The following is a 14,599-nucleotide window of genomic DNA, read 5'->3' as shown; positions in this document are numbered from 1 at the left end:
CCAGCCCTCTCCCCCGGCAGAGCCAGGGGAGAGGGAGCAAAAAGCGCGCAAGATTCAAGCTTGCCTCAGTGTGCCCCCTCTCCCCTGGCTTCGCCGGGGGAGAGGGCTGGGGTGAGGGGGCGCTCTTCAACCACCCTCAATCAAAATTCCACCGCGCCCCCAGATTCAATCCCCAACCACGCGTACCGGCACTCCCCAGATCCTTCTGATAATCCGCCTCGCCATAGAACGACAGCTGCTTGCCGAAGCTATACGTACCGCCCAGCCCCAACTCCGCCGCACGTCCATAGCTGCCACCGATAAACGTCTGATTGATCGCGGGCGCATCGGCGGCGGCCACGTTCACCTGCGGCCTGCCACCCCAGCCCTGGATATAGTTCAGGCGTAGATACGGCGTGGTGTAGCGGCCGTTGCTATCGATCCAGGTGCGATCCAGGCGTACGCCGATGCGACCGATGTTCTGGTTGTAGTCGTCGTAGCGCACCAGCGCATCACTCTGGTCGGTCAGGTTGTGCAGCAGCAGGTGCGTACGGGTCAACTGCAATTGCGGTTCCAGCTCCCAGCCGCTGTCGAACTTCCACGGATAACCGGTTTCCAGCGACGCGGTCCAGCCGGTGCCACGCAGGTGGCCAATCGACTGGCGGCCGGCGGTATCCACGTCGCCGTTGTAGCGATCGCCCGAAACCACCGCATCCACATAGAAGCCGCTGACATCCTGCCAGGTGAGATACATGGCAATGCTGTTGTTGTAGTACTTGGTGCGGCTGAAGCCATCGGCCGCATGCGGCTCGACGCGCGTGGTGCCGTGTGTATAGGCCACGCCGCCCCGAAAAGTCGACTTGTCCGAGTCGACATCGAGGACATTCGCGCCGATCTGCAAGGCGCGCGTCTGCTGATCGTAGTTATAACCGTACTGCCGGAAACTGCGGTCGGTACTGTAGTCGTAGTCGCCACCGATAAAGCGTGCGAACGCTTCCCCGTTGATGTTGCTGTCCAGCGCGCTTTCGTCGCGTATTTCGCCCAGGCGCTTGTGCAGGTTGTCCAGCACCTGCATGCCATAACTGGCCAGGGCCGTTGGCGCGGCGATATAGGAAGGCACCTGCGGGGTCACCGCACGGCGGCCCGGTGCACAGTTATCGATGCCATTGACGACGCAACCGTCGTCGGGAAGCACTGGTGGTGCCGGCGGTGGTGCGGTGACGGTGTTGTCCGGTGGCAGTGGCGGGTTGGCGGGTGCGCCCGGTGGTGGCGTCGGTGGTGGGTTCGACGGTGTCGGTGGAACACAATTGGTTTCGCAAATGTAGATATTGGCCAGGCGGTAATCCCAGAACTGATTGCCGCTGCCGGCGACGACACGTTGGTCTGCGGCGCTGGCGCCGGGTGCGAAGGCGTAAAGGCCGTACTGCCAGGGACCCACGGCAAGAAAGCCGCCGGCCAGGCGAAAAGCATCGGCCGTCGATGTGCCCGCCACCTGCACGACCGAAATACCTTCGTTCGCATCCACCGCGCTGTTGTGGTTGAAGTCGGTCAGCTCGCCGGTACTAGCCGCCGATGGCGTGATGTTGAGAATCGTCGGGCCGCCGGGTGTGGTGACATTGCCTCGCACCAGCAGGCGATCGGTGAACTGATCCGTCAAGGCGCCGCCGAAGTTGAGCGTGCTGATCATGTTGATCTGGCCGCCTTGCGACACGTAGTCGCCGGCGATATCGAGGCTGTTGCCGGGAGAGCCGGCGCCGTTGGTCAGATCGATCAAGCCGGCGTTCGTGACCTGCGCCGAAGTTGCCGATGCTCCGGAAATCACCGGATGCACATTGTCGCCGGCAAACAGCGTCGAGCTGGCGTCGATGTTGACATCGCTGTTGGCGAGCTTGAGGTTATCGGTCAGCGTAAACGCGGTGCCATTGCTGAAATTGATCGTGTTCCAGCCGCTGCCGAGATTGACGCCCTTGCTGAGATCGTCGGCCGCAAACGAACCGCCGCGCGACTGGATGGCATCGAGGTTGAGCGTATTGCCGCTGCCGGTACCCGCGGTGAGATGCGTCGTGGTGCTCAGGTCGACACCCTGAAGCGTGGCCGTGTTGTTTGCGCCGTCGCCCATGGTGAGACTGCCGGCCAGCGAACCCGCAGTCCACAGAAACTGGTCGCTGCCCGCGCCCGTGGCGATATCGCCGGTTACCGAGCCGCCGCTCAGATTGACCGTGTCGTTGCCGCCACTGCCACGCAAGGCCGGCCCGGTCGTGCTGCTTGCCTGGATCGTACCGGTATTGGTGAACGTGGTGCCGCTGCCATTGGCCAGATCGACCACGGGCGACGCTGTGCTGGCTGAAACCAGCGTGCCGGTATTGGTCGTGCTCGACGCCGTGCCCGCAACCAGAGCAGAGCCGCCTGCTGCGTTGGTGACGTTGACGTTGGCCGCCGTGGTCACCGCACCGGTCGTCAGCGCCTGGATGCCGGTGGCGCCGACGCCGTTGGCATTGACGACATAGCCGGCGCCAAGGTCGAGATCGCCGCTTGCGGTGGTGCCATCGGCATGGCGGAAAGCAAAGCCGGTACCGCTGCCGGCGACATTCATGGTGACCGTCGAGGCCGGGTCGAATGCCGTCGCTGTGCGAATACCGGCGCCGTTGCCGGTGTTGATGGTGAGATTGCCGAGCGACACGCTACCGATTTCCGCGGCGTTTTCTATGCCGTTACCCGTACCGTCGGTGGTGATGGTGGCATTGCTCGCCGTCAACGACGTGGCACCGGTATCGAGCAGGATGCCATGTGCGCTCCCATGCGTGGTCAGGCTGCCTCCTTCGCCATCCAGCGTGGTCTGTGCGCCGTTCAACAAGCGAACGCCGGCTACGCCGTCATCGACGGTCGTGTTGCCCAGACCGAGAATCTGCGAATTGGCTCCCTCGACCTGGATGCCGGTGCCATTGGCAACATGCAGCGTGCTGTTATTGGTCAACGTGCCGCCGCTTTGCAACAGGACACCGGTGCTGCCCGTGCCGGTCATATTGACGGCGGCATTGTTGACGAAGGTGCCGAGGTTGCGCGCGATAAAACCGGTGGCGCCGTTGCCGCTGCCCGTCACTGTGCCCGTGTTGGTCAAGGTCGTGGCAATCGGTGTGCCGATCAATGCGCCGTTGATACCTGTGCGCTGTCCGTCCACCACGCCACCGATGCCGGCGCCGGTCACATTGATGACCGTGCCCGCACTTACCGTACCGCTGGAACCGCCATCCATCTGTACGCCGATCGCGCCGGCGCCGGAGATATTGAAGGTGGCGCTACCGGTAATGACGGCGCTGCCCGCGCCGGATCCGTCGATGGCATGTGCGCCGGCGCCCGATGCGGTCAATACCGGATTGCCGCTCAGGCTCAATGTCGCGCCATCGTCGATGCGGTAAATGCTGGATCGATCCGTGCTTGCATTCAACGAGCCCGCGGCGCTGACGATCTTGGCGCCCGCGCCTTGTGCATGGAAGGCGATCTGATCGGTATTACTGAATACCGGCGTAGCGCCGGCCGCTACGTTGACCGTGCCACCGTTGATCGCCTCGGCTCCGATCGCGCCGACGCCATTCAACTGCACCTGCGCGCCGGCTTGCAGGTTTGCCACCGCACGCGAACCGGTGGCGACGGCACCGCGCGTGCGATCGGCCACGCTACCGCCGTTGACCGAGAGCACGCCGGTATCGTTGGCTGTCGTCGTGGTATTGGTAGCGCTGCTGTCGACCAGGATGCCGGTCCCACCATCGATCACCGAAATATTGCCGCTGTTGGTGCCGGTGGCGCCCGACTGCACGCTGATACCGGTCGAGTGTGCACCGGTAAACGTGATATCGCCGGAGTTGGTGAACTTGGCCTGGTTGCGTGCGATATATCCGGTGAGGTTGGCGGTGCTTGAGGTCAAGGTGGCCGCGCTGGTCAATGTAGTCGTAGCCACGGGAGAGCCGCTGGCAGCACCCGTGAGCGTGTGCTTTTGACCATCGGCGATGCCTGCGACGGAACCTACACCGGTCAGCTGCACGTTCGTGGCCGCATCGATCGAACCGGTAGCGCCACCTTCGACGATCACGCCGGTGGCGCCTGCGCCGGATACGTTGATCTGCGCATCCTTGGTGCTTACCACCGAGGGTGCACCGGTGCCCAGTACGGCGAGCGAATTCTGTCCCGATGCGGTCAGGTTCAAACCGGTACCGTCGAAGTTTGCGCCGCTCTCGACACGAAACAGTGTCGAGCCGGTCGTAGTGACGTTCAACGTCGGACTGGCGACATTGATCTTCGCGTTGGGACCGAAGGCAAAGAACGCGATCTGGTTGGTGCCGTTGGAAAAGGTCGGCACCGCTGAGGCAGCTACGTCGATTGTCGCGCGACCGCGTGCGTGAATACCGATGGCACCATTGCCGAGCAAATCGATGGCGCCACCGACGGTTGCCGTGGCGGTGCCCGAAGCCTGACCCTCCACCCACACGCCAAAATTGCGCGTGCCGCTGCCAGGGTCGGCCCCGCCGGCAACATTGATCGTGCCGGTAGATGTTGCATTCGACGCCGTCGCATTGGTGCTCAGTACCTTGATGCCGACGCCGTTGACGCCGTTCAAGTTGATGGTGCCGGTATTGCTGACGCCGCCCGAATTGGTGACCAGGATGCCGTCGTTTTCGCGAGGCACGGTGGCAGCGGCGCCATTGATATTGATCGTGCCACTGTTGACCACATTGGCGTTGATGCCGCCGTTGACGGTGATGCCGGCGGCATTCTGCGTCTTGCTACCGATCGTGATCGTGCCCTGATTCAGCGCAGTGGCATTGCCGTTGACGGTGATGCCGGCGGTCAACGAACCCTGATTGATCGCGACATCGGCGGGGTTCTGCGACGCGCTGGTCTGCGGACCGCGGCCGATATAGATCGTGCCGGTGCTGGTATTGGTAAACGACGCCGTCGGATCATTGAGCAGTACGCCGGTCATCGAGCCATTGGACTTCGAACCGGTCACGCCAACGTTGATGATGCCGCTGCTGGTTGCGCTGGTACCCGTACCTAAACGAATGCCGGCGGAAGCGCCGGCACCGTTGGTTGCACCCGTTGCCAGATTTAGGATGCCGTTATTGCTGAAGGTGGCTTGGGCGGCCACGTCGACCACGTTCGAGCCGAAGGCGCCATCGACGGTCGAGCCATTGGGGTTGAGGAAGAAATTGCCGTTGATGACACCGTTGTTGTCGCCATGCGTGGCGTTGCCGGTCAGCAGCATCGCGGTGCCGTCGCCAGCGGTGTGCGTGGCAGCCAGGGTGCCGTTGTTTGCCACCTGCGCACCGGCTTCGGCGCGGATCGCGCCATTGTTCGAGTTGGATACTTCCAGCGTCTTGCCGGCGGCGATGGTGCCCGATGCCTGCGCGCCGATCAGATGCATCACGATGCGGTCGCCGATCGGCAGGGTCACCTCGTCCGGCGCGGTGGCGCTGGCGGTATAGCCGATCGTCTGGGTGGACGAGGTATAGGCCTTGTTGAAATTGGCGTTGTATTGCGTGGGATCGAGGTTGCCGCTTCGCAGCTGGCTGATCAGCCAGTCGTTGTAAGTGCGCAGGTCCGCATCGTTGTTGACCGTATGCGTGCTGGTGACACCGTCTGCGGTGGTGACTGTAAAGGTGCCCCCATAGGCGGACACATTGGTGACACTGAAGGTCTGCGTGGTCGTCGGTGCCACATCGCCGATGAAGCTGATGCGGTTATTGGAATTCCAGTTGATGGTGCTTGCATTGCCGCCGGAGCCATCGGCGTAGAACAGCGAGGACTGCTTGGCGGCGATGGTCCATGCATTGGTGCTGGCGGTGGACAGCGAGCCGGCGGCGCCGCCGATATTGACGTTGAGCGTACCGCCACCCGTGCCGACGGTCGCTACGCGCATGTCGATGTACTGTGCCCCGTTGACGTTGACGTCGTCGGGTACTGTCGTGGCATTGGTTACCGGTGCGACCGGTACCAGATTGGCCGTGGCGAACGTGGAGGTTACGCGTGTGCCGCCGGTGATCGGGTCGGGCACCGTCACACCGAAGTTCTGCGAGCCCGGATTGAGCCGCAATGCGCCGATCCATTGCGATCCGGAAAGTATCCGGTTGATCGCCAGCAAGGCGCCTAAGGTGGTGTTGCGCGCACCCGAATCGCCGGTGACGAATTGCTGCGGGCCGCTCAGGTTGACCGTGGCGCCTGCCGCGACGATTGTCGCACCGACTTCGTTGTCGTTGGTTTGCGGGTTGTATTGAGCGAGCGTTACGTTTTGCGCGAATGCGCTGCCGCCGCTGCACAAGGCAAGCAGGGTGCAGGCGAGCAACGTATGTCGAAAGGGACGAGGCAAAGACCTCGAAGCGGTGCCGTGTCGTGATCTGGCCAGTTCGGATGCCACCACCCAGGCGCCCAAGCCAGCACTCCAAACCACCCGATAGACCATATTCATAAGCATCAACCTCTTCCAAGAAGATTGATTACCTCATGGGATCGGCTGGTCTATGGCGGGCCAGACGCTCGCACGAGCGGGTTCGAAGGCCGTGATGTCGCGGCCCTCACATGAGTCATGCGATGCACAACCCTTGACGCCGTTGCTTTACGAATCAGCCCCCAAACACATGCCCGCGCTGGCGCAGATGCATCTGATAGATGTCTATATAAACGTCAGTTACGTAATACGCAATCACGGAAAGGCAATTTACGGTTGGATGAGCGCCGCATTGCAATGGAGTTCGTGAAATCGCAAGAAACGCCGGTTTGGCCGGTGTATTACATGATGATTATGTGAAGTCGTCGGAGCTGTGGAGTGCGCGCGAGACGGACGTGCACCCCTGATAGTGGCGATCGGACCATCCGTACAGGTAGGGCCGATTTTTCATACTTTTCCTATATCCCGGCATACCCGCTCGGCGCGACGATGTGTCTCAACGAAGGGCACTGACTCACGAGCGAGGCAGCGATGATTACGAACCGAATCGAATATTGTGTGGCTGGCAGTCGCCGCAACGGTTGGAAGGTTCTGCGACAGAATCGCCAGCTGGCTCACCGTAGGGACATGTTCGACGCCGTGGCCCTGGCCACCCATATTGCCGAGCGCGAAGCCCGGACCGGTAGTTCTGCGGTCAAGGTGACGCTTGCGGATAAACACTCATTCACTGAGGCGGAGACATCGCTTCGGTAACCGGCTTCCGACAACTGTGCAGGGCAGGATGCCCGTCTCCCTTCGCTGAGAGCATGGTCTGTCCGGAAGATGTGTGATCTGACCCCCTGCAGGTCACACGGATGGGATTCCCCTGTCCCATCGATTGCAACAATGGACGTTGCGGCTGGCCCGGGCGCAAGCCCGGGCCATTTTTGCCTCGACGGCGTCAACAAGTTCGGTGCTAGCCGAGCCAAGGACCATCACCCCTGATAAGTCCATAGCCCTTGTTGACGCCATCTTGGCTTTGCGGCTGGCGGGGCGATCTTACAGTAGGTTTTCCCCCGCGTAGAGTAGTCATTCGGGCCGCGCTCCTGCCTCTTTGGAGGTTCGTTCATTTTTGTGAAAACGCCGGTCGATCCGGCCGCTTGCGACGCAGAACGGCAGGAATCTGCGATTTATGCGCCTCTTTTGACACTCCAAAGGCGGATTAGCCCCCGATTTTGCTCGGCATATGTCTTGCATCGGGGTGCTCAGCAAGACTGAAGCGAGGTAGCCCCATGACCGATGACATCCGATTCGTGCGCCGTGTCAGGCGACTGCGAACCTGGGGGCTGGGCGTGGGTTTCCTCTGCGTGGGTATGGTTTTCCACGAAAACCATACCGGGCCGATTCCATGGCTGCTGGCGATCTTGCACGCCTTTATCTGGCCCCAGGTCGCTTACTGGCTGGCGATGAGCCATCGCAACCCCAAATTTGCCGAATACATCAACCTGGGGGTGGATTCGGCGATGGGTGGCGTGTGGGTGGCGCTGATGCAGTTCAATCTGCTTCCCAGCGTACTGCTGATCAGCATGCTGGCGGCCGATAAATTGAACGTCGGCGGCTGGCGGTTATTGTTGCGAACCTTACCGGGGCAGTTGATTGCCTGTGCGTTTGCCGCCGCGCTCAACGGTTTCCAGATCCGGACTGCCAGTTCGCCGATCGAGATTCTCGCTTGCGTACCGTTTTTGTTGATCTACCCCAGTGCGATCAGCCTGTCCGCCCATGGCCTAGCGCGCCGGGTCATGCAACAGAACCTGATGCTGCGGGAGATCGGCCGTACCGACATGCTGACCGGTCTGGCAAGTCGCACGCATTGGAGCGACTTGGCGTATACCGAGCTGAAAACCGCGCGTTCACGCGGGCATTCGTCGGTGATGCTGATGCTGGATATCGATCATTTCAAAAGCATCAACGATCATGGCGGTCATGCCGCCGGCGACGAGGTGCTGCGTCAGTTTGCGAACCTGCTCAAGCAGTCGGTTCGTGGCATCGATACGGCGGCACGCTTTGCCGGCGATGAATTTGTCGTGCTGCTGCCGGGTGCGAACGCGGAAATTGCCGCGCATATCGCCGAACGGATCCGTCTGCGCACAGCGACGATCCGTTCAGGTGGTATCGAGTGCTCGGTCAGTGTCGGTATTGCGATGCTCGAAGGGTGGATGCCGAGCGCGGAAGCCTGGGTGGATGCGGCCGATCAAGCGCTTTATCTGGCCAAGAGCCGTGGGCGTAATCGGGTGATGACGTATGACCACGAGTATCAGTTTGTGGAGCCGGTGGTGTAGCGAGCGTCGAGTCGAGTGCGGATTATTTGTGCGTGCGACTCCCGGGAATTCCCTGAAAACCTTCCTAGTCGTCATCCCGGCGCAGGCCGGGACCCAGTGACCTTATGATCGGTTATCGCGAGAACCAACAAAAATCTGTTCTATCGCGAAGATTGGAAACCGAAGCCACTGGGTCCCGGCCTGCGCCGGGATGACGAGGAGGGGAGGTTTTTATGAAGTCGCAGTAGTCAGGTTGCCTACTTGACGTTCAACACATCATTGCTCCGATCCGCTTCCGGCAACTTGTGCTCCGGATCGAGCGTGGCCGATACCACCTTGTGCGTGCCGTCCACATGCAGCGTGAAGCTGCGATGCTGCTGCCAGGTTTCCACCGGAATGCGCACCACGCTCTTGCTGCCGTCGTCGTAACGCACTTCGAGCGTATTGGGCAGCACCAGCTGATCGAGATTGGCGAGCGTCACATCCGCGCCCTGGCTCCAATCGCCATGGCTGGGCGCGACCTTTTGCACGGCCATGTCGAACTGCCAGTTGTTGGTGTACCAACCGCGCCAGAACCAGCCGAGGTCTTCGCCGGTCTGGCTTTCCATGAAACGGAAGAAATCAGTGGGGCTGGGATGCTTGTATGCCCAGGTCTCGATATAGCGCCGGAAGGCCGGATCGAAACGCTCCGGCCCAATGATCTGTTCACGCAGCAACACCAGACCGAAAGCCGATTTGAAGTACGTCATCGGGTGGCGGTACTTCTCCGGCACCATGTCCGCGCCGATCAACAACGGCTGCGCATCGGCATCCTTCATGACCTGCGCCATCTCGTCGGCAGGGTTGCCGCCGCCGGGCGCATATTCGCTATCGCGCTTGGGTGCGAACTCGCCGTGGTTGAACGCATCGTCTTCGTAGACGTCGATAAAGGTATTGAAGCCTTCATCCATCCACGCGTTACGGCGCTCGTCGGTACCCACGATCATCGGGAACCAGGTGTGGCCGATCTCGTGCGCGATGATCATGTGCAGCACACGATCCTTCACCACCTTCGAGTCGAAGGTGATGCCGGGGTATTCCATGCCGCCCGCCGTACCGGCCTCGTTGATCGCCACCGAGTAAGGGTAGGGATACCACTGTTTGGAGAAGTACTCGGTCGAACTCTTCAGGTATTCAGTGGCGCGGCCCCAACGATCGTTGCCGGCGCTTTCCACCGGGTAGGCCGACATCGCCAGGGCGGTCTTGCCCTGTGGCAGGTTGATCCGTGCCGCGTCCCAGACAAAGGCCTTGGATGCGCCAAAGGCGACGTCGCGCGTGTTGTTCATGCGAAAGCGCCAGGTCAGCGTGCCGCTTTGCTTCGGACGGCTGGATGGCTCGTTCACTTCCTGCGGCGAGCGGATCATCACCGTCGTATCGCTGTGCCGTGCCTGCTCCAGGCGCTGCTGTTCGGTGGCGGTCAATACGTCCTTGGGGTTGAGCAGCTCGCCTGAGCCGACCACGATCATGTCCCACGGCACGGTGACGGCGTATTCGAAATCGCCGTATTCGAGATAGAACTCGCTATTGAGATAAGGCGCCGTATCCCAGCCACGCAGGTCGTCGTAGACGCACAGCCGCGGATACCACTGAGCGATTTCGTAGATATCGCCGTTCTTGGTTTCGTTGTAATCCATGCGGCCGCCGAACTCGCCCGGCACGGTAAAGCTGTAGCGGATATGCACGCGCACGCTACCACCAGCGGCTTTTACCGCTTCGGGGAGACGGATCTGCATGCGCGTATCGGCGACGGTCCATTCGGCCTTCTGGCGATGACCATGGGCGTCTTCCACCTCGATCGACTCGATCTGGTAGCCATCGGTGAACTCGGTCGGGAATTTCCCCGACGTGAACGCGCCGCGCGCATCCTTGCGGTAGCGATTCTGTTCGACGTGCAGCCACAGTACGTCGAGCGCGTCGGGGCTGTGGTTGGTATAGGTAATGAGCTCGTCGCCGCTGAGCTTGCGTGTGCTCGGATCGAGCGTGGCGTCGATCTTGTAGTCTGCGCGGTTCTGCCAGAACAGCGGCCCGGGCTTGCCGCTGCCCGAGCGATACGCGTTGACGGCTTGCGGATAATCGAACGGGGCGAACGTGTCGCGCGGATCGAAGCGGGGCTTGGCCGTATCGGCGGCGATCGCACTGCCCGCGGCAAGCAACAAAGCGGCGCCGATGGCGCCGGAGAGCGTCGAGATCATTTTCATGCGAAACCCTGTGGGGAAGGAGGAGCCTTCCTGGCGTTACAGCGTCTGACGCGCCGCCTCGCATCGGCGAGGCGACGCGTCATATCGCTTACGGTACGCCGCCGGCGCGGATCAGCGCCAGTACCTCGTAGCACGCGCCCATGGTGTGGTAATCCACCTTGCCGGCCGGGCTCTTTTCGTCGTCGTACTTTTTGTTGTCCTGGGTCAGGATGCGATACCAGGCGCCGTATTTGTGGTCGACGAAGTGCTGCCAGCTATAGGCCCAGATCTTCTCGTACCACTGGTCGTACTTGGCATCGCCGGTGCGTGCGTGCAGCAGCGCTACCGCAGCCAACGACTCGGCCTGTACCCAGAAGTACTTGTCGCCATCGCAAACTTTTCCGTCCGGATCGAAACCGTAGACGATGCCGCCATTGGCGTCGTCCCAGGCGTGTTCCAGCGCGGTATCGAACAGGTGCTGCGCCTTGGGCACCAGCCACTTTTCTTCGCGATTGCGCTCGAGCAGCAGCGGTTCGAGGATCAACAGCAGCTTGGCCCACTCGGTCTGGTGACCGGGCTGGAAGCCCCAGGGGCGGAACAGATGCTTGGGGTTGTCGAGGTTGTACTTCCAGTCGACATTCCAGTGAATGTCGTAGTGTTCCCAGACCAGGCCGCCGTGGGTGGCCGGCTTGTCGGCGGTCTTGGCGGCCTGACGCTGGGTCATGTTTTCGGCCAGTGTCAGCGCGCGGTCCAGATAGCGCGGGTCGTCGCTGGCCTGGTACGCCGCGAGCATCGCCTCGCACATGTGCATGTTCGCGTTCTGGCCGCGGTAGCCGCTGAAGTTCCAGTTCGCATCGCATTCGTCGCGATACAGGCCGGCGTCCGCGTCCCAGTAATATTTCTCGAGCAGGTTCCAGGTTTCGTCCATCCACGGGATGACGTCCTTGACGCCTGCCTTGAGCGCGGTGGAGTAGGCCAGCAGTACGAAGGCCACGCCGTAGCAGTGGTAGGTGAGGTCTTCCGGCTTGCCGTCGCGGATGGTCCAGGCATAACCGCCGTTGGCCTGGCGATGCACCTCGCGCAGATACTTCAGGCCGTGATGGACCGCATCGAGATAGTCCGGCTTGCCGAACTCGATCGAGGCCATGGCGTAGTTGAAGACGAAGCGCGTGCTGCTCACCAGGTGGCGGTGGCTGCGGTCGTAGATGGTGCCGTCGTCTTTGAAGTAGTGGAAAAAGCCGCCGTTCGGATCGATGCAGCGCGGGTGGTAGAACACCATCGTGTGCTTGATGTGGTCAAGCAGAAAGGACTCGGAACGGAAGTCGGGAGCAGTGGGGGTGCTCATGCGAAGCTCTCCATGAATTGAATGACTTCGGACTCGCTCGGCATGGCCGTGAACGAGCCTTGGCGCGTTACCGTGAGGGCACCGCAGGCGGCGGCAAAGCGCAGCGTGGCGTGCAGGTGCGGCAGCTCGCCGACCAGGTGGTCCAGCCGATCGTCGCCTTCGAGCGTGGACAGGCGATGCAGCAGGCCGCCGACAAAGGCATCGCCAGCGGCGGTGGTGTCGACAGCGGGGACGGAGAACACCGGCATCTCGCCTTCGGCATCGGGGTGGAACCAGCGCAGGCCTTTGGCGCCATCGGTAATGATCAACAGGCGTGTCTTGCCCTGCCAGAGCTTCTCCAGCACGGCCTCTTCGCCATCGACGGCGAGGTAGTCGAGTTCTTCGGCGCTGAGCTTGACCACGTCGGCCAGTTGCAGGGCCGGCCACACTTCCGGCCGCGCATCGACGCCATCGGGCCATAGTGCCGGACGCAGATTGAGATCGAAGCTGATCAGCGCACCGGCTTGGCGCGCACGGCGCATGCCGTCGCGCGTCGCTTCGGCCAGGGCGGGGTCGGTCATGCTGTTGGAGCAGACATGGAACACCGCCGCCTGGCGAAAATCGTCCTCGCGAAAATGCTCGGGCCGGAACAACAGGTCGGCCGAGGGCGGGCGATAGAAACTGAAGCTGCGTTCGCCGTGGGCATCGAGCGCGACGAACGCCAGCGCGGTACGCGCTTCGTCCGTGCGGGCTACGCCGGCACAGTTCACGCCGGCTTGCTGCAGGCTATCGAGGAGGAAATCACCGAACAGGTCCTTGCCGAGCATGCCGGCAAAGGCGCCGTTACCGCCGAGGCGCGCCACAGCCACCGCGACATTCGCCGGCGCACCGCCGGCGAATGGAACGAAACTGCGGGGGAAACCTCTTTCGTCACGACCTTCGCTGTGGAAATCGATCAGTGCTTCACCGAAACAAAGGATGTTGCCTGGCATCGATAACTCTCAACGGGCCGTATTCGGAAGTTTGGATTCGTCGATCTTCGAGCCGCGCGCACCGTAAAACAGGATGTAGGCGTAGCAGATCAACGGGAGGAAGAACGCGTGCTGGATGCCGATCGAATCGGCAAAGTGGCCTTGCAGCGGCGGAATCAGCGCACCGCCGACAATCGCCATGATGAGCAGGCTCGATGCCTTGCCCGTCAGTGGGCCCAGGCGCTCGATACCCAGCGCAAAAATGGTCGGGAACATGATCGAGTTGAACAGGCCGATGGCCACGATCGACCACAATGCCACATCGCCGGTAGTGGACATGGTGGTGACAACCAGCAGCATGTTGATCACCGCGAAGATCGCCAGCAGCTTGCGCGGCGACATCGCAGCCAGCGCCGCCGAACCGATAAAGCGGCCGACCATCGCGCCGCCCCAGTACAGCGATACGTAGTGCGCGGCTTCCTGCTCGCTCATATGGCCGATGTTGGGCATCGACAGGTAGTTGACCATGAAGCTGCCGATCGACACTTCCGCACCGACGTAGCAGAAGATCGCCAGCACGCCGAAGAACACGTGCGGGATCTTGAACGCGTCGAGCAGGCTGTGGCGGCCGTCGTCAGCCGACGCGGTGGTTTCCTTCAGGGCCGGCAGGTTGAACAGATAGACGAACACGGCCAGCAGCACCAGCACGACAGCCAGGCCGATGTATGGGCCTTGCACCGCGCCTGCTTCATGCATGCGATAGGCGACCTGGTCGGCTTGCGACATCTTGGCGATGTCGGCCGCGCTCTTCACCGTAGTGGAAAGAATCAACACGCTGCCGAACCACGGCGCCAGGAAGGTACCGAACGAGTTCAGTGCCTGCGCCAGGGTAAGGCGGCTCGAGCTGGTCTTCTCCGGGCCAAGCAGCGCCACGTAAGGGTTGGCGGCGACCTGCAGGACGGTGATGCCGGTTGCCAGCACGAACAGCGCGCCGAGGAAGAACGGGTAGGAGCGCATGCCAGCGGCCGGCCAGAAGATCGCCGCACCGATGCCTGCCACTACCAGGCCTGCGACGATGCCCTTCTTATAGCCCAGCCTTGCCACCAGCCAGCCCGAGGGCAGCGCCATCAGAAAGTACGCGCCGAAAAAGGTGAACTGGATCAGCATCGCCCGAAAGTAGTTCAGCTCGAACACGGCTTTCAGATGCGGAATCAGGATGTCGTTCAAGCATGTGAGGAAGCCCCACATGAAGAAGATCGTCGTCATGACTCCCAGTGCCAACGGGAAGTCGGTATAGCGAGCCTTGCCGCCTGAGGCGGTCGAGCTCGACGGTATAACGGGAGGGGTGGGGGCCATGATCTTGGGAGTCCTCG

6 protein-coding genes are annotated in these 14,599 nt (G+C 61.8%); 1 reads left to right on the top strand and 5 read right to left on the bottom strand.

Annotated features, from left to right (window positions below):
• Positions 1 to 136: 136 nt before the first annotated feature.
• Complete coding sequence (locus ACZ6WW_RS07505; protein ID WP_465273655.1) at positions 137 to 6,445, bottom strand: autotransporter outer membrane beta-barrel domain-containing protein; 6,309 nt, start codon at positions 6,443 to 6,445, stop codon at positions 137 to 139.
• Between the two features lie 1,244 nt (positions 6,446 to 7,689).
• Between ACZ6WW_RS07505 and ACZ6WW_RS07500 the strand changes: the two genes are divergently transcribed.
• On the top strand, positions 7,690 to 8,736 hold the full coding sequence (locus tag ACZ6WW_RS07500) for a sensor domain-containing diguanylate cyclase (protein ID WP_465273654.1): 1,047 nt from the start codon (positions 7,690 to 7,692) through the stop codon (positions 8,734 to 8,736).
• Between the two features lie 236 nt (positions 8,737 to 8,972).
• On the opposite strand, the gene ACZ6WW_RS07495 is transcribed toward ACZ6WW_RS07500, so the two are convergent.
• From ACZ6WW_RS07495 to fucP, 4 genes are all read right to left on the bottom strand, one after another.
• Entirely contained in the window at positions 8,973 to 10,952 is a 1,980-nt protein-coding gene (locus ACZ6WW_RS07495; protein ID WP_465273653.1) for a M1 family metallopeptidase, read from the bottom strand.
• Positions 10,953 to 11,040: 88 nt separating this feature from the next.
• A complete protein-coding gene (locus tag ACZ6WW_RS07490; protein ID WP_465273652.1) occupies positions 11,041 to 12,276 on the bottom strand; it encodes an AGE family epimerase/isomerase in 1,236 nt (411 codons plus the stop codon).
• Complete coding sequence (locus tag ACZ6WW_RS07485; RefSeq protein WP_465273651.1) at positions 12,273 to 13,247, bottom strand: carbohydrate kinase family protein; 975 nt, start codon at positions 13,245 to 13,247, stop codon at positions 12,273 to 12,275. Before ACZ6WW_RS07485 ends, ACZ6WW_RS07490 begins: the two co-directional genes overlap by 4 nt.
• A gap of 9 nt (positions 13,248 to 13,256) precedes the next feature.
• On the bottom strand, positions 13,257 to 14,582 hold the full coding sequence (gene fucP / locus ACZ6WW_RS07480) for an L-fucose:H+ symporter permease (protein ID WP_465273650.1): 1,326 nt from the start codon (positions 14,580 to 14,582) through the stop codon (positions 13,257 to 13,259).
• Between the last annotated feature and the right edge of the window lie 17 nt (positions 14,583 to 14,599).

This window comes from Dyella sp. NPDC103356, from assembly GCF_055584465.1.
This window is presented reverse-complemented; position numbering and strand designations above follow the sequence as displayed.